Genomic DNA, 23,367 nt, shown 5'->3' with positions numbered 1-23,367 from the left:
ATGCTGTTTCCCACGCTCATTTTCGGGATTTTCTTTCTGATCGTGTTCACGGTCAGCTGGGGCCTGGAGCATGAAAATGGGCGGCGCAAGCTGTTTCTGGTCGCGGCGAGCTATGTCTTCTATGGCTGGTGGGATTGGCGGTTTTGTGGGTTGTTATTTGCCAGTTCGTTTCTCAATTGGCTGATTGGGCGCGCGATTGGATCGGCCACCCATGGCCGCGCGCGCTATGGCTATATGGTGCTGGGCGTGGTGATCAATCTGATCATTCTGGGCTTCTTTAAATATTATGGCTTCTTCTTAGAAAACCTGACCCCGGTCTTGAGCGCGCTGGGCGTTGAGCGTGACCTGCCATGGTTGCAGATTATCCTGCCTGTGGGGATCAGCTTTTATACCTTTCAGGGCATTTCCTATGTGGTGGATGTTAAGCGCGGCACGGCGCAGGTGCAGCGTCGCCTGCTCGATGTCATGCTCTATATCTCCTTCTTTCCGCAATTGGTTGCGGGCCCGATTGTGCGCGCAAAGGACTTTCTGCCTCAGCTGCAGCAAAGCCCGCGGCTCAACCGCGAAGCGGCGAGCCTGGGCCTTCTTCTGATCGTGTGGGGCCTGTTCAAGAAAACCGTGATCGCGGCTGAGTTGGCCGAACATCTGGTTGATCCGGTGTTCTTCGACCCCAGCTTCTATACCGGCTTTGATCTGTGGATGGCCGTCTATGGCTATGCCGTACAGATTTATTGCGATTTTTCGGCCTATTCCGATATCGCCATCGGCTGTGCGGCCCTGCTCGGCTATCGCTTTCATCGCAATTTTGACCAGCCTTATCGTGCGCGCTCCTTTCAGGATTTCTGGCGGCGCTGGCATATCAGTCTCTCAACCTGGCTGCGCGATTATCTCTACATCCCTTTAGGGGGAAATCGCGGTGGGGTCTGGGTGACCGCACGCAATCTGTTCTTGACCATGTTGCTGGGTGGATTGTGGCATGGCGCAGCCTGGACCTTTGTGGCCTGGGGCGTTTTTCATGGCGTGGCGCTGTTGCTGGAGCGGGTCTTGGGCCTGGATGATAAGAAACGTAGCCTGATCAGCCTGGTCATCACCTTTCACGGGATCTGTCTGGCCTGGATTTTATTCCGCGCGCCCAGCTTTGATGCGGCGATGAGTTATCTTGGTGCCATGGTGCGCTGGGATCAGCCTATCGAGGTGGCGAGCCCGGCCATTGTGTTGTTAATCGTGTTGGGGCTGGGCCTACATGCCTTGCCGCCGCGCGCGGTGGAACATGCCGCGCGCACCATGGCGCGCCTGCCATCCCTGGTGGCGGGATTGATCCTGGCGGGCGGTTTTTTGATCGTAGAATTTTTACGCCCAGAAGGGGTTGCCCCCTTCATTTATTTCCAGTTCTAGGCGGGGGAGGTGAGTATGGAAACCGATCATCGCGATCCGCTGTATGTCCGCCCTGAGGATGATGTCATCCATGTGCGCACGCGGATCTGGACGGGCCGGGTCATGGCCGTCATCGCCTTGGTGCTGCTCTTGCTGAATGGGAGCGCGTTGGAGCGCTGGGCCGCGCGTCAGCCGCCGGGCTGGGCCAGTGAGACTTTGCGCCAGATCAGTGATGTCTGGAATGATCGAACGGGACTGGCAGGCTTTGATGGCCCGCGCAGCTTCGTTCAGGCGCGCCGCGAAGATCTGTTGGCGCTGAGCTGGGCTCAGGTTTTGACCTGGCGACCCACGGGCCATCAGGACGCGGAAACCTTGCAAGAAGCCGCGACAGAAAGCCGTGAGGATTAGCGTCTATTCGGCCTGGGCACTCAGGGGTGCTTGGGTGTGGCCCAGTAATTGATCCAGGCTGCGTTCGGCAATGCCAAAGCCGCTGGATGCGCCAGCCCCGCAGGTCACCACGACCAGCTGCACGCGCTCCTCTACGGTTTCGATGAAGAATTGCTGTTTGGGGCTCGACGCATAGGTGCCGGTCCAACGCTCCAAGACGGCTGGGGCTGGGCGGCCAAAGACGTTTTCGAATTCTTCCAAGACCAGATCATCATAGGCGCTCGGCGCAAAGGGGTCTGGCGTATCGCCATAATGATGGGTGTCCCCCACCACCAGCGAGCCATCGGCGTTTTGAACCACAATCAAATGGACGCCTTGCTTTAAATGCTCGCCTTGCTCGCGCTCCAGGCGTGATTTCAACGCTGCTGCTTCAGGGCGCTCAGCATAGCCCAGATAGCGCACCAGTGAGAGATCGCTCATCACCGCGCCCGGCAAGGTGAAGCCCGGATCGGCCAAGCGCATCATATGCAGCTTGCACCGGGTCACTTCGTGGCGCTGGAAGACTTCGCGATACAGCGTTGCTAGATCATCCCCGGGGCAGACGATGACATGATCGGCATTAAACGCCCCGCGCGAGGTTGCGACATGGCCCGTTTGAACGCCATGAACCGAGGTGGACCAGTGGAAATCTACCTGATGGGCGGCTTCCAACCAGCGGGTCAGCTGGTGAATGGCGCTGCGACTATCGACGCGCACTTCATGGGGGCTCCATAGCCCCCCTTCCAACTGCGTGGGGGTCAGCTGAGGATAGTGCGCACGCACGGCCTCCGCGTCCATCAGGGTGCAGCCCTCACCCATTTCGGTCATCATCAAGCTTTGCAGCACCGCCATCGCCTCAGGGCGCTGGGCGCTCACCAATAGGCCATGATGATGGATCACGATGCCTGCTTGGGGGGCGATCTCGGCCCAGATGTCCCTCGTGCGCCGGGTCAGGCTATGGAAATCGCCGCGTTGCTGTCCGGTCACAGTCACAAAACCAAAATTTCGTACCGATGCACCATTGGCCTGGGCGTCGCGGTCAATAACAGCAACCTTAAGGCCTTGTCGCGCCGCGTGATAGGCGTGCGCCAGACCCAATATTCCGGCCCCGATAATGACAAGGTCATAGCGGTTTGCACGCATCGGCTTGATCCTTTTCCAGTGCAGAAAGCCTAATCCGAGCCAACAGATAGGCGGTAGACGGATAAGGGAGGGCTTGGTTAGCCAATCTTGGCGCGAAGGCCAAATTCATTCTTTGCATGTCGCCTATAGCCTGAATAGAGCGGCTAAGAATAGCGAAGGGTTCGCCGTGCCTGTTATCATAATCGAATGTAAATGAGACGCAATTGTCATAAAAGGCAGATAAAGCCTCGCCGGATGGATTTCACCAACTCAGGCAGGCGATGACAATTAGTTATCAACATTTGCGCGCATTCCACTTTGTCGCCCGCGAAGGCAGCGTCACCCAGGCCGCGCGTCGCCTGCATGTCTCTCAACCCACCTTATCGAAGCAGATTAAGGCGCTGGAAGATCGCCACCAGATCGCGCTGTTTGAAGGTCGGCGCACACCCTTGCAGTTGACGCAGACGGGCCGTGAGCTGTTTGAACTGACGCAGAAAATGTTTGAAACCAGCGATCGGATTGATCAGCTGTTGAGCCATGATCCGGTTGAGGTCAAAGGCATGTTGCGGGTGGGCTCGGACTCGCCTTTTCTGGCTGCAGAATTAATCGCGGCCGTACGCGCGCGCCATCCTGATTTGCAAGCCACCGTGCGCATGGCCAATGCGCACACCTCTTTCCAATTATTGCGCGAAGCCCAGGTCGATGTGGCGATCAATGCTGATCCGCCTACGGATGATGCTTTCTTGCGCGTGCCTCTGCATCGTGACCGCTTGGGTGCGGCGCTGCCCTTCGATCATCCGATGGCCGAGCGCGCGGTTTATCCGTTACGTCACATAACTGACGATGTTCTTCTCTCGCGCGAAGAGGGTTCGCGTACACGTAGCGCCATGGAGCGCTTGCTGGACCATCACAAACTGGTTCCGCGTGCGGTTTTGGAGATGCATACCCGTGAGACCATTCGCGAAGGCATTGCGCGCGGTGTGGGGATGAGTTTTATCTATGAACGCGAATGTCCGCCGGACCAGCGTATCGTGTTCAAGCCCCTCGATATCGAGGGCGAGGATGTCCATCTAACCTCTTATTTAGTGTATCCGATGGAGCGTCGGCGCGCGCCCTTGACGCAAGTGGCCTTGCAAGCGGTTGAGGTCATACGCCTATCGGTAGGCTATCGCACTGATAAATAATCAGTATACTGAATAGTTGGCCTTTGGGCTATATCCCTCATGCAAAGAATGAATTGGCCAGATCCGGCTGGGTCTGGCTTTTGAGGGGCGATCCACCCGGGGACGGTGGATCATCAGGGTTTCAACTTTAGGGGGTAATTTATGAAATCGACTTTATATCTCAGCGCCGCTATGGGCGTTATCGTGTGCGCCGCGCCTGCATTCGCGCAAACCCAAGGCGAAGGCGAGGTCGAAGTGATCCGCGTTCTGGGTCGTATCGCCCAGGGCGAGCAAGCCGCGATCAATCAGCAACGTCAAGCTGATAACATCGTCAATGTTGTATCCTCTGAAGGTATCGGCAAGCTGCCCGATCGTAACGCCGCCGAAGCCGTGCAGCGCGTGCCGGGCGTCTCTATTGAGCGCGACCAGGGCGAGGGCCGTTTCGTGGCCGTTCGCGGTCTACCCTCGCAGTGGAGTTCGATGTCGATCAATGGCAATCGCCTGCCGACTGCGGAAGAAGAAACCACATCACGCGCGACCGCCTTTGACTTCTTCCCGACCGAGATGATTGAGCGCGTTGAAGTGTCTAAAGCCGTCACCCCCGCCATGGAAGGCGATGCAATCGGGGGGAATGTGAATTTCGTGACCCGTACTGCCCCTTCTCAGCGCGTTCTGGACGTGACCGTTGGGGCCGGTTTCAACGACAAGATTGATGGTCAGACCAGCGAAATGCTGAATGTTTATTTCGGCGATGTCACCGCCGATGAGCGTTTTGGTTTCGTGGTCAACGCCACCTATTGGAGCCGTGATTGGGCGACCGACAATGTTGAGCCTCGCCGCGTGGGTGATGGCGGGATCCGCCGTCTGGAGCTGCGCGATTACACCGGTAACCGCACTACGACGGGTTTGAATTTCGGCGCTGAGTTCAATGCCGATGCCAATAACCGTTTTTATATCAATGGTCTTTACGGCTCTTTGAATGATGACGAGGTGCATTACAAGCACCGTTATCGTTTCGACAAGGACCGCGTGGAAGTTCAAAACATCCACTCTGAAATGATCACCCGCATGTGGGGCGTTGAGCTGGGCGGTGAGCATGATTTCGGCGGCTTCGGTGAAGTGGATTGGTCATTGTCGACCTATGACAACCAATTCGAATATGGTGATATCCCCGGCGGCGGTGAAAACGCATACTTCGTGATGCGCTTTGACCAGAAAAATGTCGGCTATGTGGGCCTGGGTAAAACCGACGGCACCGGCGGGAATTACGTCTATAACGAAATCGATGGCGGTTCTGATGATCCTTTGGCGATCTCAACACACCTGCCTGCCGGTTTTGCGCACGATCCCGCCGCGATGAAGATCGCCAATGTCGAGCTTTATAAGGTGGATGTGAATGAGCGCGACCCGATCGTGGCGCAGCTTAACTGGACCTATCACTTCAATTCTCAGTTCCAACTGCAGTCTGGCCTGCACTATCGCACCAAAGAACGCACGGCCGTCTTCGCCGATGAGTTCTACTATTGGAATGACGCCTTTGGTCCTGCGCCCACTTTGGCAGACTTCACCACTATCAGCCAGCCTAGCCGTGATGGTTATCTTGATGGTGATCAGTCTATCGGCGATCGCTATCAGAAAGACTTCTCACCCGTTGTGCCGATTGATGAAATCTCGGCGTGGTGGCGTGACAATAAGCAGAAATTCACTTTGGCTGAAACCGCTGATGAATCTGCGCTGGTGTCAAACGGCGGTGCGTTGGGGCGTAATTTCGACGTTGAGGAAGATCACCTCTCTGTCTACACCATGGGCACCTATACCGGGATTGAGCGTCTGACCTTGGTGGGCGGTGTTCGCGTTACGCGCACTGAAACCACTGTGTCGGGTCAAGATTGTGATTTCAACAATACGACCCTAGTCTGTGACAGCCTGACCCCAGTCTCGCGCACCAAAGACTATACCTCTGTCTTACCATCGATCCATGCGACCTATGAGATCAATGATAACACCCAAATTCGCGGTGCGATCAGCCGGACCTTTGCGCGTCCTGATTTCGGTACGCTGACCCCTGGCGGTGTCTATGCTGAGCATGACAATGAATATGTCGCCGGTAACCCGAACCTCAACCCGACCTATTCGATCAATTATGACCTCTCGCTTGAGCATTACTTTGATGGCTTCGGCATGGTCTCTGGCGGTGTCTTCTATAAAGACATCACCGATCCGATCTTCGTCTCGACCACGACCGGCACTTATGGTGGCAATACGGGCGTTGATTTCCGTCTGCCGCAAAACGGGGGCGATGCGTGGCTCTATGGTCTGGAATTGAATGTTCAGCGCCAGCTGGACTTCTTACCCGGCCTGTTGAGCAATCTGGGTGTTAGCGCGAACTACACTTATATGCAGTCTGAAATGACCTTGGAAGGGCGCGCGGATAATCCTGCCATCCCGCGTCAGGCCAATAATCTGGGCAATATTGCCGTTTATTACGAAGATGACCGCCTGTCAGCGCGTATCGCGATGAACTACAAAGGTGAATATATCGAAGAGCATGGCGATGATGCCGACAGCGATGGCTTCTACGGGGATTACACCTCTGTGGACTTCTCCGCCTCTTACGATGTCACTGAACAATTGCAGGTCTATATGGACCTTTACAATCTGAGCGGCTCAACGCTGAAATACTTCATTGGTGATGAGGCCCGTCCTTATCAGCTGGAATATTACGGCATGCGGGGCATGTTCGGCCTGCGCTACAGCTTCTTCTAAGCTGGTGAGTGAACTGTGATCTTGCCTTGGGGTGGTCCTCCACACGGCAAGATCTCACCTATGGCGCTCTTGCTAGTCCCCCTGGCAAGAGCGTCGTGCTTTTTGAATAAAGGATGGATGATATGAGCGTGAAAGCCTTCATTTTTGATTGGGCAGGGACCATGGTGGATCATGGCTGTTGTGCCCCGGTTTTGGCCTTGCAAACGGTCTTCGCCGATGAAGGCGTGGCCATTACAGATGAAGACGCCCGCGCCGACATGGGTAAGGCCAAGGATGCCCACATTCGCGCCATTCTGGCTAAGCCTCGGGTGGCAGACCAATGGACGGCCGTCAAAGGCACCCCCGCGACGGACAATGATGTGAGCCGTCTTTTTAGTGCCGTTGGCCCCTTGATGCAGGCCGCTGCGGCGCAATGTTCGGCCCTGATCCCGGGCGCGGTGGACTTGGTTGAAACCCTGCGCGCGCGCGGGGTGAAAATCGGCTCCTCCACTGGATATACGCGCGATATGATGCGCGACATCCTGCCTTTGGCGAAAAACCAAGGCTATGCGCCAGATTTTACAGTGTGTGCGGGCGAGACCTCAGAAGGGCGCCCAGCCCCGTTCATGATTTGGAAAAACCTCATTGAATTAGGGGTTTGGCCTACATCATCCTGTGTGAAAGTCGATGATGCCCCGGTCGGGATCGTCGCCGGGCGCAATGCCGGATGCTGGACCATTGGTGTGGCCGCCTCAGGCAATGAAATAGGATTGTCACTTGAAGCGTATACACAATTGGATCAAGCCGAGCGTGAGACGCGTTTGCAAACCGCACGCAGCGTCTTGAAGGCGGCCGGGGCCCATTATGTCGTAGACAGTGTCGCGGACATTCCAGCCCTGTTGGATGAGTTAGATCAGCGTATTCGCGCCGGTGAGATGCCCGCGCAGATTTAAGCGCTGTTAGGATAAGGGGTGGGGACATGGTTGGACGTGCACAGGATGAAGCGATGTCTTCACAGGCGTCATCGCCTAACCCCACCGGGCTGCTAGCGGGCCTTCGTGCGCGCCTGACAACCGCCCCGGATTGGGCCTTTGCCCTATGGGGCGGGTTGTTTGCGTTCAGCGTCTATTTCGCCATGTACGCCTTTCGTAAGCCCTTTTCCGCCGCGACCTATGACATGGTCGAAGGCTGGACCTATGGTCTTGATTTTAAGGCGACCATCGCGGCGGCGCAGATTTTGGGCTATGCCCTGTCGAAATTCCTCGGCGTCAAAATCGTGTCTGAAATGACGGCGGCGCGGCGCGGCGCGGCGATCATTATCCTGATTGCTTTATCCGAAGTTGCGCTGATCGGTTTTGCTATGGCTCCAGCCCCGCTAAAAGTGCCGATGTTATTCCTTAATGGTTTGCCTTTGGGCATGATCTGGGGGCTGGTGTTTTCCTATCTGGAAGGGCGCAGGCTGACCGATCTGCTGGGCGCGATGTTATGCGCCAGCTTCATCGTGTCTTCGGGGGCGGTGAAAAGCGTCGGTCAGATTTTGATGAATGGCTATGGCGTGCCGGAATTCTGGATGCCCGCCGTCACGGGGCTTCTCTTCTTTCCGGTTCTGGTGATCTCTGTGATCATGCTGTCTGCGCTTCCTGCACCCAATGCTCAGGACATTGCCGAACGCGTTGAGCGTAAGCCCATGGATGGGGCGCAGCGCCGCGCCCTGCTTGCGGCTTTCGGGCCGGGTATCCTCTTATTGGTGACAGCCTATGTCTTGCTGACGGTGTTTCGTGATTTTCGCGATAAATTCGCCGCGGATTTCTGGGCCGATCTAGGCATTCTGGATGCTGCGGGACGTTTGACAGCCAGTGAATTACCTGCTGCCGTGGTGGTGTTGGTGATTATCGGCGCGATGATCTTTATCAAGAATAATTGGCGCGCATTGAATTTAAATTTCGCCATGGTGTTGGGGGGCTTTGGCTTTCTGGGGCTGTCCACCTTCGCCTTCCACCAGGGCTGGATCTCGCCCTTTATGTGGATGATGACCTCGGGCATTGGGCTTTATGCGGGCTATGTCCCGTTTAACTGCATCCTTTTTGATCGCCTGATTGCGGCCAGTCGGATGCAGGCCAATGCGGGCTTCTTGATCTATGTCGCGGATGCCAGCGGCTATGCCGGTACGGTGGCGCTCCTCTTGGTGCGCTCGGTCTATACCCCAGAGATGAATTGGCCCGAGGTCTTTATCTGGCTGTCTTACATTACCGCAGGGGTTGGGGTGGTGTTTATGATTGGTGCAGATCGTTATTTCCGCGCCAAGGCCAAACGCCATGAGGGTGAGGCTGCCCTCAACGGTGTGGCGGCAGAGTAGGGCTTAGATCTGGTGCAGGGCCTGGAACAGGTCCGCACGGATATCCTCAACATCTTCCAAGCCCACCGAAAGCCGGATCAGGCTTTCGCTGATGCCATGGGCGGCGCGCTCTTCGGGGGTATAGGTGGAATGGGTCATGCTGGCGGGATGCTGGATCAAGCTTTCGGCATCGCCCAGGCTGACTGCGCGCGCAATCATGTTCAGGGCATTCATGAAGCGCATGGCCGCGCGCGCATCACAATCTAGCTCAAACGCAATCATGCCGCCAAAATCGCGCATTTGACGCGCGGCGAGATCTTTTTGGGGGAAGCTCTCAAGGCCGGGATAGAAAACCGTTGCCACTTTGGGATGGCTATCTAAGGCTTGGGCGATCTCCATAGCATTGGCGCTATGACGCTCCATGCGTAGGGGCAGGGTTTTAAGCCCGCGCATCACCAGCATGGCGGTGAAGGGCGACATGGCCGCCCCGGTCATGTCTTTCAGGCCAAAAACGCGCACCTCATGCATGTCGCTGTGGCGACCCACCGCCAGGCCTGCAATCAGATCGCCATGGCCGCCGAGATATTTGGTCGCCGAATGAACGACGATATCTGCGCCCAAATCCAACGGACGGGTCAGATAGGGGCTGGCATAGGTGTTATCGACAATCACCTTGGCCCCATGGGTGTGGGCCAGGGCCGACACGGTCGCGATATCGACCAGGCGCATGGTGGGATTGGCGGGGCTTTCGAAATAGACGATTTTGGTTTTGAAGGTCATGGCTTCGGCGGCGGCTTTGACATCGCTGAGATCGGCAAAGCGCACTTTGACGCCAAATTTCGCTAGACCATGCTTCAAGAAAGCATAGGTGCAGCCATAAAGGGTTTTATCGGCCAGGATTTCATCGCCGGGGGCTAAAAAGCTCCACAACACAGCCGTGATCGCCCCCATGCCGGAGGCAAAGGCCACCGCGGCTTCACCATTTTCCAGGCTCGCCATGCGCTGTTCCAAAATCTCCACCGTGGGATTGGAAATGCGCGAATAGAAATGGGCCGGGTGCTCGCCGCTGAACGCCGCGCCCGCCTCTTCAACCGTGTTGAAGGTGAAGGTCGAGCTCATATGCACGGGCGGGGTCAGCGCCCCGCCAGCGTCCTTGGGCGCATAGCCATGATGGATCGCGCGTGTGGCAAAGCCTGTTTTGTTTGAAAAGGGCGATCCATCCATATCCAATCCTCCCCGATCGGTCACTATGCGGGGGAGACAGTGGCGCAAGTTCATTGCGCCGTCCTGCCAATTTACACTCGTCAAAGGTTCAAAATTAGCATAATCTGCCAATTATGGCACTTGATGCGACAGATCGACGAATTATCCGCGCCCTGCAACGTGATGGGCGAATGACCAATCAGGCCCTGTCTGAGGCGGTGGGGCTATCGCCCTCGCCTTGCCTGCGACGGGTTCGCAATCTTGAAGCCGATGGGGTGATTACGGGTTATAGCGCGGCCGTTGATCGGCGGGCCTATGGCCTACCAATTACGGCTTTCATCCGGGTACGGCTTAAAAGCCATGAGCGTGATCTGGTCGAAAGCTTTGAAGCGGGCCTGCAAAAGCTCGATGAAGTGCTCGAAGCCCATCTTATCACCGGTTCAGAAGATTATCTGATGCAGGCTGTGGTGGAGAGCCATGAAGCCTATGAGCATTTTATGCGTAACAAGCTGCACCGCGTGCCGGGTATCGCCGGGGTGGAAACCAGCTTTGCCTATGGTCTTGTCAAACGCACCGGCGTCTTGCCGATCGTGAAGGGCTAGGCGGGGCGTTTTGGGATGACCCATGAGGTCTGGACCCCGGATCAAGTCCGGGGACGCGTGTCGGTTGGGCATAATAAAGAAATTTTTTTGCGCGCGTCATTGCCGAAGTCGCCTGGCAATCCAAATCTGTCATCCCGGCCTTGAGCCGGGATCTATATACTTTAAAGGGCAATCTCAACAGACCCCGGCTCGCATATTTTAGTGCGCTACCGCCTATCGGCTACTTGAGCGCGACGCTTGGCCGGGATGACAGATCTTCGTATAATATCTTCGTTCAGGATTAATCCGAAATGACGAAGGATCAGCTCGCATTCTCCGCGTCGATCTCTTCGCGCAGCGCTTCCAGCTCCAACCAGCGCTCTTCCTTGTCATCTTTATCGCGTATCGCGGTTTCCAAGGCCTTAGAGGCGGCGGCGAAGCGATCAGGCTTGGCGGTGAACAGGCTGGGATCGGCCAGCTCGTCTTGCAGTTTGGCAATCTTTCCGTCCAGAGCATCAATCTCTTTGGGCAAGTTTTCCAGCGCAAATTGATCCTTATAGCTCATCTTGCGCTTTTGGGCTTTCTTGGGCGCGTTGGGGGAGGAATTGGCAGATTTCGCCTTCTCCTCTTTCTTTTCTGCCTTGCGCGCTTCCACGCCAATGCCGCGCTGGGCGACCATATCCGAATAGCCCCCGGCATAGTCTTGCCAGACGCCTTGGCCTTCGGCAACGATGACGCTGGTGCAGACCCGGTCGAGGAAGTCACGGTCGTGCGAGACGATCAGCACGGTGCCTTGATAGTCGCAGATCAGGTCTTGCAACAGATCGAGCGTTTCAAGATCAAGATCATTGGTCGGCTCGTCGAGCACCAGGAAGTTTGAGGGAAGCGCCAAAGCGCGTGCCAGCATGACGCGGGCCTTTTCGCCGCCTGACAAGACTTCAACGGGCGTATTGGCTTGCTCTGGCGGGAAGAGGAAGTCCTTCATATAGGCGCGCACATGCTTGACCTGGCCGTTGACTTCAACCTGATCGCCGCCGCCTTGGGTCAGCGCTTCGGCCAAGGTCCAGCCGGGTTTCAGCGCGGCGCGCTTTTGATCCAAGCTGGCGATTTCCAGATTAGTGCCGAGCTTAACTTCGCCCTGATCGGGGGCCAGATCTCCGATGATAATATTAAGGAGCGTGGTTTTACCCGCCCCATTGGGTCCGATCAGACCGACCCGGTCGCCCTTGGCGATGCGGCTGGAGAAGTCTTTGACGATGAAGCGATCGCCATAGGCTTTGGACACGTGCGTCAGCTCACTGACACGCTTGCCACTATCCTTGGCCTCGGTGGCTTCCATCTTTGCCAGGCCCTGGGGACCGCGATGATCACGGCGTTGCTGGCGCAGATCGGCCAGATCTGCCATGCGGCGCACATTGCGTTTGCGCCGCGCGGTGACGCCATAGCGCACCCAATGTTCTTCGCGCTCGATCTTGCGGTCGAGCTTGTCCATTTCAATTTGTTCGAGTTCGAAGATCTCATCGCGCCAGGCTTCAAAGGCTCCAAAGCCCTTGTTAAGTTCACGTGTTTGGCCGCGATCAATCCAGAAGGTCTTGCGCGTCAGATCCATCAAGAAGCGCCGATCGTGGGAGATCAGTACCAGGGCCGAGCGGATGGATTTGAGCTCCTCTTCCAACCATTCAATCGCAGGAAGATCCAGGTGGTTGGTCGGCTCATCCAGGAAGAGCACATCAGGATTGGGGGCCAGCGTGCGCGCCAACGCGGCGCGGCGCGCTTCACCCCCTGATAGCTGGCCAGGGTCTTCCTCACCGCTCAGGCCCAAATGCTCCAACAGATAATGGGCGCGATAATCCTCATCACCGGGCGCAAGACCGGCCTGAACATAATCGAGCACGGTTTTATAACCCGCCAGGTCTGGACTTTGCGGCAGATAGCGCACGGTGGCCCCGGGATGAATAAAGCGCTCGCCCTTGTCGGCCTCGATCAGGCCGGCGGCGATCTTCATCAGGGTTGATTTACCCGATCCATTGCGCCCGACCAGACAGACGCGCTCGCCCTCCGCCACGGAAAATTCCGCGCCCTGTAACAGCGGCGATACGCCATAGGTCAGGTGAATGTCTTTTAGCGTGATGAGGGGCAGGCCAGCCATAATGCGATCTTTATCCATCTAAGAAGACCTGATCGCATAGCGAAACTTAAGCCCTTTGTCATATCCAGCCCGCAGGTCGGATAGGGGTGATAGGTTGTTGTCTCGCAATTGTTCATGGCGGCTATGTGGAAAAGGCGCTTTTACCGGAAGGGGTTTAGGTCCACATCACCAAGCTTACCCCTTTATGGGTTGAAAGGATTATCATGGCGCTGGATTATATTGCATTTGGGTTTTTTCTGGTGTGTGCGGCCAGCTTTTCCTGGTTGGTGGATTATAGCCCCTGGCGCAAAAAGACCCTGACCTATGCGATGGAAAAGCGCCGTAGTGAATGGATGGCGGTTCTGGCTAAGCGCGATTTGCGTATGCCCGATACGGCGATCATGACCAGTTTGCACAATGGGACCAGCTTTTTTGCCTCAACGTCTTTATTGGGCATCGGGGCCGGGTTCACCTTGTTGAGCGCCACGGATCAAGTGATGACGGCGTTTACCGATTTTCAGTTTGGGTTTGAGATGAACCGGATTGAGTGGGAAATTCGCGTTTTCGGCCTGATGCTAATCTATGCCTATGCCTTCTTTAAATTCGGCTGGGCGTATCGTTTGTTCAATTATGTCGCCATTTTGATAGGGGCCATCCCACAGCCGGGCGATGGCGATGTCGACGGGGCCGCTGCGCGTGCCGCACGGATGAGCTCACTCGCGGGGCGTCATTTTAACCGCGGGCTACGCGCGCTTTTTTTCTCAATCGGGTATTTGGGTGGGTTTGTCGGGCCTTGGGCTTTGATGGCGGCCACGGCGTTGATTGTGGTGGTGTTGGCGCGTCGTCAATTTCTCTCGCGCGCCTATAAAGCCGTGATGTAGACGGTTATTTCGGTCCAAACAGGCTGTCATTTTGCGTGCGCATATGGCGAAGCGATGTCGGCAAATGTGCCAGGACTTTATTTCTGAAGAAGGTTTGGGCCGCTACGCCTTTATCGCCGCCGCCATTGTCTTCTGCGATTTTAGTCAGTTCATCGCCGGAATAGATGCGCTCAATCTCAGCCGCACGGTCATTGAAGCGCGTTTGGAAATAGGGTTTCAGCGCATCTTTCGCATGATCGCGCGCTTGTTTCAGGGCATCATCTTGGGATTGGGCCATGCTCGTGCCAATATTGGCCGCCTTTGCCTGTAACAAGCCTTGGTATTCACTGTTCACGGTCGGCTTGTCGCGGGACAGGCTCGACAACGCGCTGTGGACGCGCCGGGCAATCATTAAAGTATCCACTTGATTGGCGGTTAGGCTCATCTTGTCATGGGGCGTGAAGACTTTATGGGCTTTGACGGCGGCCCAGTTCTCAGAGGGTTTGGGATTACCATTGATTTGATCGCCATCTTTGACATGGGCCGTCATAACATCATCAGGTAGCAGGGTTTCAAACTTCGCCGCCTTGGCCTGACTATGAAACACTTGATCAATATTGTGATCGAGTTGAAGGACGCCGAATTTTGCACCTCCGCCCGCTCCGGTGTGGTAGATGAAGGGGCGACATTCAACCTGCGTGAAGTCGGGCTGCTCACTACTGCCTTTGGGATCAATCAGCATATGACCGCTCCCGGCTTTAAACGGCGTTCGCTCAGCCTTGGCCGGTGTTGCGGATGTCGTCTGGGTCGTGGCGGCTGCGGCCCCTAAATTCAGGGCCTCAATGGCGCGGGTCTTTAAGGTCGGCAGGTTCGCTAATGCCGTCGTGATGATATCGCGGTCTGCCTGATTTTGCCCGGGCTTTGCGCCATAGCTTTGCTTGATACGGTCAATCTCTTGGTCAATATGGGTTTTTAAGAAGGTCTTGATGTGGGCTGTTGTGGCCGTCGGGGTCAGTATTTTATCCAGCGCCGTTAGATCAGCCTTATTGGGGAAATTACTATTCTTGTAATCGTGAATTTCCTTGAACAGTAAAATAGCGGGAAAACTTTCCGCGTTTTCATAGGCATTGCGTGTTGATAACAGCCCTAAATCTTGAGCCAGCTCCTCTTCACTGCCCAAGGATGCCCCGTTCTTCGTGGGCGGGGCCAAGCGCATCGGGGGCTTTTTATTGGCGGCGGAGGTTGAGGCGGCCTTGCCGGTATCCATCATCCATTTTTGAATGCGTTGCAACACGGCCTGATTGGGCACATGGTCGGCTTCATAATACTCTTTGGCCTCATTGATGTTTCTTTGAATGCTTTTTCTGAGCGCTGAATAGGAATTGACTGTGCCTTCCAGTTTTGAACGCAGAGAAATAAAGCGGATATAGCTTTCTTCAGGATGGTCTTTATCCCCGTCTTCATCAGGCTTGGCGATAATGCTGGAGCCTGGTTTTCCGGCGAGGTTGAGGACTTGCTGCGCCTCGGCTTCGCTCGATTGCGCTGCGGCGTTTAAGGCGGTATCGGCGCTGGTATTTTGCGCCCGGGTGGAGCGATCTTTAGGGGCTTGGGCGACTTGATTGGCGGTGGTTTCTAAGGTGGTGGCTTCTTTATCGCGCGCCTGGGCAAAGGCGAGGGTTTGTTGAGCCTGGGCGGGTTGATCCTCTTGAACCTCTTGACGCAAGGTTTGAGTGGCTTTTTTCACTGGGGTGGCTTTGGTATTGATCCAAAGCTCTGATTTTGCGGCCTTTCCCCGGCCCTTGGTTTTGAAAAACAGGCGGTGCTGAACTTTGGCAATTTTGAATTTTGCGCCGGGTAATTTGCGTTTGGAATTGAGCTTGCCGAGAAGCTTAGCCAGTAGTTTTTTGGCCTTTTTAACCAGGAAAGTCAGAAGCTTATCTAAAGCCTTATCAATCGGCTTTTGAATTTTCTTGATAACCGACTTGATCCGGCCCGGTAGTCCACCCAGGCCTAACAGACCTGCCAGGAAAGAAATGACGACCGGCACGGTGGCCCCGATGGCTTTTTCCACCAGCTTGGCGGCCCCGGCCACCTGGCCCGCGGCAATGGCCCCAATGGAATCGAAGATCGTATTGGCCAGGGCGACGATTTCGTCAAAGCGCTCGATGAAGACCTTCACCAGATCATAGATGGCTTTGATGACGCGGAAAATCGCACCGATGGGGTTTGATAAACCCGCCAACCAACCAATCCCGGCCTCAATCACGGTCTGGATGACAAAGGTCTGTATACTGCCGATGAGGGTCTGTTTGAAATTATCAATCATGGAGAGCATTTTCTTCCAAATGCCCAAAAAGCCTTGCGTGGCGAGGATCTTAACAACCTCAACCGATTTTTCTAAAAAGCCGACTTTCTGTTCGCCCTTTGGCCCTAAGCGTTTGACCAGCTTGGTGCGGAATTTGTCATAGCTGAGCCCTAAGACCTGCAAACCGATGGACATCAGGCCTTTAAAATCCAGCTTGGCGGGGAGTTGTAAGCCAGCACTGGAGAGCGCGCCGAATAGCCAGCCCAACAAACCGCGTTTGAGATGTTCGATAATATTGCGGCCAAACAACTTAAAGCCGCCGACGATGCCGCCGATCAAATTTTTGGCAAACCCGATGGGGTTTTCAAAAATGATCTTGATAATATTTCCGGCTTTCTGGACGAATTTCCAGATTTTATCGCCATAGGGACCGGCGAGCTTTAACGCGCCCTTGATGATAAAGCTCAAGACCTTGTCTTTTATTTCGCCTGCGAAGGTTTTAATGTCGCGAATGAGAGGCGCGAAGATTTTCTTGATGCTCTCCAAGGGCGACCAGGTCGGGAAAACATCAATGGCTTGTTTGATGAGACCTTTGACACGGCTCCAAGTGAGGTTGAGCTGCGAGAGCCGCGAGGTGACCCAAGTATAGGCTTCTTCGATGATTTTCGCTTCGCGCAGCTTATCGAACACATAGGTGCCACCCGGGATCAGACCCAAGAAGCCGCCAATGATGTTGACCGCATTGCGCACAACGGTGCGTCCGGTGATCGGGCTTTTACCTAACAGGACGCAGACTAAAGTATATCCCGGCACTTGGCGGGCATAGCTTTCGGCCTTATCCGCGACCCACCCGCGTTGCAGGCTGGGCGTGACTTCACGATGGGCTTTGGCGTCTGAGGTCTGGGGTGTAGAGGCGTGTTTGGATGTCCCGCGCTTGGTTTGCTGGACCACATGGGTCAGCTCATGCGCCATCAGGCGTTTATTATCAACGCTTTCGCCTTTGCCCATCCAGATGCGATTTTTATAGGTGAAGGCGCGTGCCCCAATTCTGGCCGCGGTGGCGTGATCTTGGGCTTCATCATGAATTCTGACATCTGAGAAATCTTCACCAAAGCGCGGCTCCATAAAGTTTCGCACGCTCGCAGGTAAAGGCCGCCCCGCACCAGGACGGGTAACGCGCGCGCTGACATCATGGGGGGCAATGCCGCCCTCGGCCCCCATGGTGAGGCCATCTTGCGGATCGCGCGCAATAGGTTTGGCCTGGACGGCACCTTCGCTGGCCGCGTCATTGGACACCGCATCAGGTTTGCCGCTTTCGATCTCGCCCATATCATCGCCATCGAGCGTATCGGTTTTAACATCCTCATCAGGCCCCAAACTGGGCTCTTGCTCGGCGGCATCCAGGGCTGGATTCGCATCCAGCGTATCGAGATTGGGTTGCCCGCCGAGATCACGATGGAGGCGATGGGGGCCTTGGGCCTCATTCGATAGGGGCGGAGCGCTCGGTGTGGATGGCGCTGCACCGCCATCACTGGGATTGCTAGGTCTATTCTCTGAAGGCGGGGGCGCTTCCGCTTGGATGGGGGCCGACATCGCCAGCACGCGATCGGCCATCGCATCGGCTTCATGCTCTAACGGGTCGTTGGCCGGACCCACTTTCAGGCTGGGTTGCAGGCGTGCGCGAGAGAGTTCTGTCATAACCGGCGCGCGCTGGGCCGGGGCGCGAACGCTCACCTTGGTCGTGATTTTGCCGGTTTGGACTTTGGGCGGGGCGAGCTTGGCTTTCATGGCGCGCCTTTAATTGCTCCCCACGAGGGTGAAAAAGCGCGTGGCGTTGACGAAGCTGGAATAGGTAAAGGCGCGCAGGGTATGCGTGGTGCGGGTTTGCGGGACATCATAGCTCGGGCTATCCATGCCAAAGCCGCCTCCACTAAATCCGCCGCTGAGCCAAGCGCCTGGCATCATCTCGGTTCGGCTTTCGCCTTCCCATCGGTTTTGGAAAACCTGATCATCGACATCTTCGGCGAGATAATCCGCAGCCCCCATGATCAAGCCGGGCAGCATAGCCCCGGAAAGGTCATAGCCGGTTTGAGTGAGCGTTTGGGCCTGGATCAAATTGGCGGGTTGATCTTCACCGTCACGGAAGTAGGCGCTTTGAATTTCACCGGCGATCTCTGCGTTATAGGGCATTTGTGTGATTTCCCAGATCGCATAGAGGAATTGCGCGTGGGCATATTCCAGGCAGGTCGCAGTGCGGTAATCATCGGCGCTGGAGAAGAGATTCCACGGTACACTGTCGGTCGGCAGGCGGAAATTGCGGGCCCGAATATTGCTGACTACATGGGGGATGATGAGGTCGCTTCTCGGCCCGGTAAAGCGCAACACCCGGTAGACGCTGGCATCTTCAGCTTCGGAGAAGAAGTTTTCGACCCTTACATCGCGATTGCCAAAGCCCACCATGTCGTGAATTTTACCATCGCCGATATAAATCCCACCATGGGTGACCGGATCACCGATCATGCGGGCTAAATTTGCACTGCCCAGGCGGAAGACAATATCGCCCGGTTCCAACCCCATGGCGGCGGCGCGCCGTCGGCCTTCATCGGTGCCGGTTATGCGCCCTTCATGCATGGCGCGGCGTTCTTCCTCGGTATATTCGCCGGAATCAGAGCTGCGCCGTAAAGGGCCTTTGCCCTCATCCAGGGCGACATGGCTCAGCTCATGGGCGAGCAGCTGCTGGCCCGCGGGTGTGGAGAGCGAGGGGGCCTCTTTGGAGAAACCAATATCGCGGCCATAGGTGAAGGCCTCGGCATGGAGACTGTTGGAGACGTCGTGGGCCGCAGCCCCTTGATGCAGGCGCACGCCAGAGAGGTCCGCGCCTAAGCGGCGTTCAAAGAAAGCTTGTTGCGCGGGGGCGAGCCCATGGCCCCCGGTCATCTGTTTCAAGCTTGTCTGCGCGGCCGGGGGGGCTTTGAAATCGCCGATATGGCTGGCGGGCAGGGACATGTTGCGCGCGCTGGCACCGGGCATCGCCGCGCTGGAGGTTTGGGTCGTAAGCGCCGAGGGGTGAAGCGCGGCCCCGGCTAATTGATCGGCGACCTTTTCTTGCGGGGCGTTCTGGGCACCGATCATCACCGGGCTGGAAAGCCCGGTTTCGCTCATCTGGGCTTTCACCGATTGACGCGCAGCCAGGGTGGGTGCCGGGTTCGCGGGCCGGGCGCGGCTGCGGCTGCGGGTCTTGGCACCGGCCATACGCCGACGTAACCGACGATGCGAGGCCATGGTGGTCTCCTATCCTTGGGGCCGCGGGGTCAGATAGACCCGCGCAGCGGTCATCAGGCGTGTAGCTTCGGCCCGGCTCATCAGATCGCTGCTTTCCAGCTTGCGGATGGTGGCCGGGGTCAGCCGAGACAGGTCTTTGACGCTGCGAATGCCCAAGGCGGCCATGCGTCCTGTCAGTTCAGCATTGACCCCCTCAACCATGGTGATGGGTTGATCTTCCTTGATTGAGACCATGAAGCTGGCATGGGATTTTTGCAGCGCTTCGAGCGCCTCCTGATTGGATTTCAACGCGAGACCGGCCGCGCGGGCATCGGTTTCCACGCGTTTAAACTCCTGCTTGGCCTCGCCAATTGCCTCAATCAAAGTGTCGCGACTTTGCGAGAGCTTACCCAGATCGCGGGTCAGCGTTTTGACGGCCTCCTCAGCCTCGCTGCGCTCTTTGCGCAGACCCGTGAGGTCTTCGCGCAAAGCCTTGACTTCGGCCTCATGGCTCTCGCGCTCTGATGTCAACCGGCCCAGCGTCTCTTGCAGCTGTTTGACCATGCGATGGGCTTGCGTGACTTCGGGGTTCAGCGCGCTCAGCTCCGCGCGGGTTTCTGCAACCGCACTTGTCGTGTCGGAGCGGGTTTTGATCAGCAATTCCAGGCGTTCAGCCAGCTTCTCACTATCCGATTGGGCTTTATTGAGGCGCTCGCGCAGACCTTCCAGATCAATATTGGGCAGCGTAACACCGCCCGTTCCCGTGCCATCGCCTGCGGGCTGGGTGATCCGGCCCTCAATCGGCTTGAAGGGATAAGAGCCATGTCCCTTTTGGGTGATCAGATAGCCACGCGCCGCGCCGCCATTCATCACGATGATGGCTTCATCGCCGGGCCGGGCGGAATTATCCTCGATCAGCTCAAGTACATTGAGCTTCCCGGTATGCTCGCGCAGGGCTTTCACGCCTTGCGGGGTTGCGGTGTCGATCGCCTCACCCACGCTGAGCCCGAAGCCTTCCAGCATCGCCTTGGCGGCCTTTAAAGGCTGGCCTTCAATCTGGATCAGGCGGCGATAATCGGGATTGACCTCTTTATAGCTGCCGGGCTTGGACCAATCGCCGCCGGTTTTGCCGGGATCATAGGGAATATAGGTTCCATCATCAGGCACCCAGGTGATGGGCGGAGGATCTTGGCGCTTGGGTTTGCAGCATTCGCTCATCACCGTTTCATAGATCCGGCTGAGATTAGGCTCCCACAGCTCCCAATATTGCGCGGTTTTCAACGTGATGGCTTGCTTGCGACATAGCCAGGGGCAGATCTGCTCCAGGAAGATTTGATCATCGCCCTCCAGCTCGCCTTTCAGGCAGGCAATCGGCACAAAGCGATCATATTGGCCCCCTTTGGTCGGTGGGCAGGGCGGGAAAGCGTTTTCACAGATACAGCGTTGGCGGCGTTCTTCATCAGAAAGCGCAATCGCCCCCAACAGGGCCTTGTTGAGCCGCGCGCGGGCAATGGCCTTGGCCTCACCGACGAAATCCGAAAGTTTGATGGTGTCGCGCACGGTTTCCATGCGCAGCTTCAAAACCTCTTTTTCCTCTTCATTGGCGATGGCGTGATAGGCGGTTTCAGCCTCTTTGATGAATTCTGCCGCAAGGGCACCTTCTTCCTCATCAAAGGCAATGACGCCGTCATACACCGCGCTTTGATTGAGCATCATCGCCATAGTATGGCGTACTTCGCGGGTTTTTCCGGCGCGATTGTTCAGCGTGTCTTTAAAATTGACCGTCTTGATATTCTCCAGGCATTCGCGCACCACATCGCGGTAGCGCTGAACCAGTGGGCCTAGATCGCGCTTGGAAACCAGATGGACATAGACCCCGGCTTCGTGGCCATGCTGGGCGGCGGTTTCGCCATCATCATAGGCTAGGCACAGGCAGACCTCGCCCTTGCGTAAGTCTGCACCTAAGATTTGCGGGCTGTCATAGTGAACACGCGTGCGCTGATCGGCTTTCAAAAGCTCATTAAGGTCGAGGGTTTCCCCGCGATAGCGCTCAAACCGGCCCATTTGATCCAGGATATAGCCCTTGGTGATCTGTAAGCGCGCGCGTTCGATGAAGCGCACCAAGATCCCACACACCACGCCCCAATCGAAGAAATAACGCAGCAACAGCGTGTAATCTTGGCCCTCTTTCAGGGCGCATAGCCGATTGAAGGCCTCCTGCACGGTTTGGGCATTGCCATAAAGATCAGGGCAGGCGGCCGGGTCGAAGGGGATTTTGCTGGCGTCCATCTCGCATAGGGCCGCCAGCGCCTCCTGCACGGTTTGCGCATTGCCATAAAGGCGCGGACAGGCGGCGGGATCAAAGAAAATCAACTCGGCGTTGAGCCCGCATAGATTATCGAGCGCGTCTTGAACGGTATCGGCCCCGGCATAGAGGCGCGGGCAGTTTTGATTGTTAAAGGCGATATCTTCGGCGGCGATAGAACACAGATTGCGCAAGGCATCTTGCACATTCTCGGCATTGCCAAAGAGTTTCGTACACCGATGATCCAGGCCCACATGGCTAGCCGGTAGATTGGAGAGCGCGGGGAAGGACACCCGGCGGCGATCGGTGTCAGACAGGCGTTTGGCTTCGCCATCCTCATCGAGATGCATCAGCACGCAATAATGATGGATCGGTCCGCTGGGTAGAGCCTGGGGCACATGCACACGGGCCCCGGCTTGGGCAAATTGGCGTAGCTCAATCAGCCAATAATCCCCGGCGATAATGGCTTTATGATCGAGATCCAAGGTCGCTTCGAAATAGTCCGTAGACAGCGTAAAGACGCGGTCTTGGATGTCATGGGCAAAGCCCGCGCCCAAGGTGCGGGTGACAGCGTCGCCATTGAGATCAAGCTCTAACCAGCCATCCCAGCGGCGAATAAAGGGCCAGGGCGAGCCATCATGGTCTTGGGCCGGATTGGGGGCATCATCGAAATCATCAATGAAGGCCGGGCGTTTGGCATCACTGGGGGTGGCGAAAACGCCGCGATGCAGCTCGGTAATGTCGGAATAAAATTCATAGACCGCCCCGGCACGCTTGATCTGGTCTTTGAAATCCACAGGCACGGTGATGGAGGCATTTTCCATGGACCAGGCGAGGGTGATTTTTGTTGGCGCATGGGCTGGGCCCTCGACTGAAATGACCTCAAAACGCACCAGCGCATTGGGCGGGGTGACGCCGTCTTGATCGCCTATAACGTCCGAGCACGGATCGCATAGATCAATGAGGGCGGCTTCATTGCGCTCCACCGCGACCAGCGTTCCTGTACCCACTTGGGGAAAGCGGCCCGCGCCATACATCAAATCTTCCACCGCATCGGCGGGCGCGGCTTTGATCTGACACACGGTGCGGGTGCGCATGGCGGTATCGGCCCCATGAAGGGCCGGATCGATCAGATCGGGGTTAAGCAGGGCCGATTGGGCCAGGGTCCAGATATCGGCATAGAGGACATGATCCTCACCCTCGGGCCAGGCGGGGCCTTCAGGAAGGTCAGCTTGAGATTCAAAGAGGGCCGCATCGCGCGCTGGATTGGCATCAGGGCCGGGGCGCAAATCCCCGATCACCCCGTCGGCGACGATATAGCCCGGTTGCAGGCTGGGCACATGGGTGGGTGAAAGGGCAATGGCACCCCCCTCGGCCGGGACACCATCGCGCAGGGTCAGAAGGCCTAGCTCCTCGCGCTTGAAGGTGGCGTGGAAGCCGTGATCATTAAGATCACTGGCCGTGACCATCTCGCCCTCATGATGGATCAGACCACTCAGGAGGGGGTCGGGACGTTGGTTGAGGCGCGTTACGCGGGCTTTCATGACTAATTCCCCTTG

14 protein-coding genes are annotated in these 23,367 nt (G+C 56.6%); 8 read left to right on the top strand and 6 right to left on the bottom strand.

What is annotated here, in order from left to right:
• Both H151_RS0102880 and H151_RS0102875 read left to right on the top strand, forming a co-directional pair.
• Window positions 1-1,395, top strand: coding sequence for an MBOAT family O-acyltransferase (locus H151_RS0102880; protein ID WP_019960124.1), 1,395 nt, complete (start codon window positions 1-3; stop codon window positions 1,393-1,395).
• Between the two features lie 15 nt (window positions 1,396-1,410).
• Window positions 1,411-1,782 (top strand): hypothetical protein, encoded by a 372-nt coding sequence (locus tag H151_RS0102875; protein ID WP_019960123.1) that lies wholly within the window; start codon window positions 1,411-1,413, stop codon window positions 1,780-1,782.
• A gap of 3 nt (window positions 1,783-1,785) precedes the next feature.
• Here H151_RS0102875 and H151_RS0102870 read toward each other — a convergent pair whose 3' ends face one another.
• The gene (locus H151_RS0102870; protein ID WP_019960122.1) at window positions 1,786-2,943 is read right to left on the bottom strand and encodes a TIGR03364 family FAD-dependent oxidoreductase; all 1,158 of its coding nucleotides are present in this window, start codon (window positions 2,941-2,943) and stop codon (window positions 1,786-1,788) included.
• A 260-nt stretch (window positions 2,944-3,203) separates the two neighbouring features.
• On the opposite strand from H151_RS0102870, the gene H151_RS0102865 reads away from it, so the two are divergent.
• The 4 genes from H151_RS0102865 to H151_RS0102850 all read left to right on the top strand — a co-directional run bounded on the left by H151_RS0102865 (window position 3,204) and on the right by H151_RS0102850 (window position 9,186).
• Window positions 3,204-4,106, top strand: a complete 903-nt coding sequence (locus tag H151_RS0102865; RefSeq protein ID WP_019960121.1) for a LysR substrate-binding domain-containing protein — start codon at window positions 3,204-3,206, stop codon at window positions 4,104-4,106.
• Window positions 4,107-4,247: 141 nt separating this feature from the next.
• Window positions 4,248-6,851 (top strand): TonB-dependent receptor, encoded by a 2,604-nt coding sequence (locus H151_RS0102860; RefSeq protein WP_019960120.1) that lies wholly within the window; start codon window positions 4,248-4,250, stop codon window positions 6,849-6,851.
• 113 nt (window positions 6,852-6,964) lie between these two features.
• A complete protein-coding gene (gene phnX, locus H151_RS0102855; protein WP_019960119.1) occupies window positions 6,965-7,783 on the top strand; it encodes a phosphonoacetaldehyde hydrolase in 819 nt (272 codons plus the stop codon).
• Between the two features lie 26 nt (window positions 7,784-7,809).
• On the top strand, window positions 7,810-9,186 hold the full coding sequence (locus H151_RS0102850) for a DUF5690 family protein (protein WP_019960118.1): 1,377 nt from the start codon (window positions 7,810-7,812) through the stop codon (window positions 9,184-9,186).
• A 3-nt stretch (window positions 9,187-9,189) separates the two neighbouring features.
• On the opposite strand, the gene H151_RS0102845 is transcribed toward H151_RS0102850, so the two are convergent.
• Entirely contained in the window at window positions 9,190-10,389 is a 1,200-nt protein-coding gene (locus tag H151_RS0102845) for a methionine gamma-lyase (RefSeq protein ID WP_019960117.1), read from the bottom strand.
• Between the two features lie 113 nt (window positions 10,390-10,502).
• On the opposite strand from H151_RS0102845, the gene H151_RS0102840 reads away from it, so the two are divergent.
• The gene (locus H151_RS0102840) at window positions 10,503-10,970 is read left to right on the top strand and encodes an Lrp/AsnC family transcriptional regulator (RefSeq protein ID WP_019960116.1); all 468 of its coding nucleotides are present in this window, start codon (window positions 10,503-10,505) and stop codon (window positions 10,968-10,970) included.
• Between the two features lie 301 nt (window positions 10,971-11,271).
• Here the strand turns inward: H151_RS0102840 and H151_RS0102835 are convergent, their stop codons facing one another.
• On the bottom strand, window positions 11,272-13,116 hold the full coding sequence (locus H151_RS0102835) for an ABC-F family ATP-binding cassette domain-containing protein (RefSeq protein ID WP_019960115.1): 1,845 nt from the start codon (window positions 13,114-13,116) through the stop codon (window positions 11,272-11,274).
• A 185-nt stretch (window positions 13,117-13,301) separates the two neighbouring features.
• Here H151_RS0102835 and H151_RS0102830 point away from each other — a divergent pair, with 185 nt between their 5' ends.
• Complete coding sequence (locus tag H151_RS0102830) at window positions 13,302-13,958, top strand: DUF599 domain-containing protein (RefSeq protein ID WP_019960114.1); 657 nt, start codon at window positions 13,302-13,304, stop codon at window positions 13,956-13,958.
• Between the two features lie 4 nt (window positions 13,959-13,962).
• On the opposite strand, the gene H151_RS0102825 is transcribed toward H151_RS0102830, so the two are convergent.
• From H151_RS0102825 to H151_RS0102815, 3 genes are read right to left on the bottom strand one after another with little or no spacing between them, the layout of a single operon-like run.
• Window positions 13,963-18,030, bottom strand: coding sequence for an eCIS core domain-containing protein (locus tag H151_RS0102825; RefSeq protein ID WP_019960113.1), 4,068 nt, complete (start codon window positions 18,028-18,030; stop codon window positions 13,963-13,965).
• A 9-nt stretch (window positions 18,031-18,039) separates the two neighbouring features.
• The gene (locus tag H151_RS16800) at window positions 18,040-19,524 is read right to left on the bottom strand and encodes an eCIS core domain-containing protein (RefSeq protein WP_019960112.1); all 1,485 of its coding nucleotides are present in this window, start codon (window positions 19,522-19,524) and stop codon (window positions 18,040-18,042) included.
• A gap of 9 nt (window positions 19,525-19,533) precedes the next feature.
• Window positions 19,534-23,352 carry a hypothetical protein gene (locus H151_RS0102815; protein ID WP_019960111.1) on the bottom strand — a complete coding sequence of 1,273 codons (3,819 nt, stop codon included), beginning with the start codon at window positions 23,350-23,352 and terminating at the stop codon, window positions 19,534-19,536.
• Window positions 23,353-23,367: the final 15 nt, after the last annotated feature.

This window comes from Woodsholea maritima DSM 17123, assembly GCF_000382325.1.
Classification (GTDB): domain Bacteria; phylum Pseudomonadota; class Alphaproteobacteria; order Caulobacterales; family Maricaulaceae; genus Woodsholea; species Woodsholea maritima.
Note: the sequence above shows the minus strand (reverse complement) of the source record. Positions and strands in the feature narration are given on the sequence as shown.

Bases quoted from the DNA above. Each gene is read 5' to 3' on its own strand.
- H151_RS0102825 (WP_019960113.1), bottom strand. From the start codon at position 18,030: ATGAAAGCCAAGCTCGCCCCGCCCAAAGTCCAAACCGGCAAAATCACG.
- H151_RS0102875 (WP_019960123.1), top strand. From the start codon at position 1,411: ATGGAAACCGATCATCGCGATCCGCTGTATGTCCGCCCTGAGGATGAT.
- H151_RS0102840 (WP_019960116.1), top strand. From the start codon at position 10,503: ATGGCACTTGATGCGACAGATCGACGAATTATCCGCGCCCTGCAACGT.
- H151_RS0102880 (WP_019960124.1), top strand. From the start codon at position 1: ATGCTGTTTCCCACGCTCATTTTCGGGATTTTCTTTCTGATCGTGTTC.
- H151_RS0102860 (WP_019960120.1), top strand. From the start codon at position 4,248: ATGAAATCGACTTTATATCTCAGCGCCGCTATGGGCGTTATCGTGTGC.
- H151_RS0102850 (WP_019960118.1), top strand. From the start codon at position 7,810: ATGGTTGGACGTGCACAGGATGAAGCGATGTCTTCACAGGCGTCATCG.
- H151_RS0102830 (WP_019960114.1), top strand. From the start codon at position 13,302: ATGGCGCTGGATTATATTGCATTTGGGTTTTTTCTGGTGTGTGCGGCC.
- H151_RS0102865 (WP_019960121.1), top strand. From the start codon at position 3,204: ATGACAATTAGTTATCAACATTTGCGCGCATTCCACTTTGTCGCCCGC.
- H151_RS0102835 (WP_019960115.1), bottom strand. From the start codon at position 13,116: ATGGATAAAGATCGCATTATGGCTGGCCTGCCCCTCATCACGCTAAAA.
- H151_RS0102845 (WP_019960117.1), bottom strand. From the start codon at position 10,389: ATGGATGGATCGCCCTTTTCAAACAAAACAGGCTTTGCCACACGCGCG.
- H151_RS16800 (WP_019960112.1), bottom strand. From the start codon at position 19,524: ATGGCCTCGCATCGTCGGTTACGTCGGCGTATGGCCGGTGCCAAGACC.
- H151_RS0102870 (WP_019960122.1), bottom strand. From the start codon at position 2,943: ATGCGTGCAAACCGCTATGACCTTGTCATTATCGGGGCCGGAATATTG.
- H151_RS0102815 (WP_019960111.1), bottom strand. From the start codon at position 23,352: ATGAAAGCCCGCGTAACGCGCCTCAACCAACGTCCCGACCCCCTCCTG.
- phnX (WP_019960119.1), top strand. From the start codon at position 6,965: ATGGATGATATGAGCGTGAAAGCCTTCATTTTTGATTGGGCAGGGACC.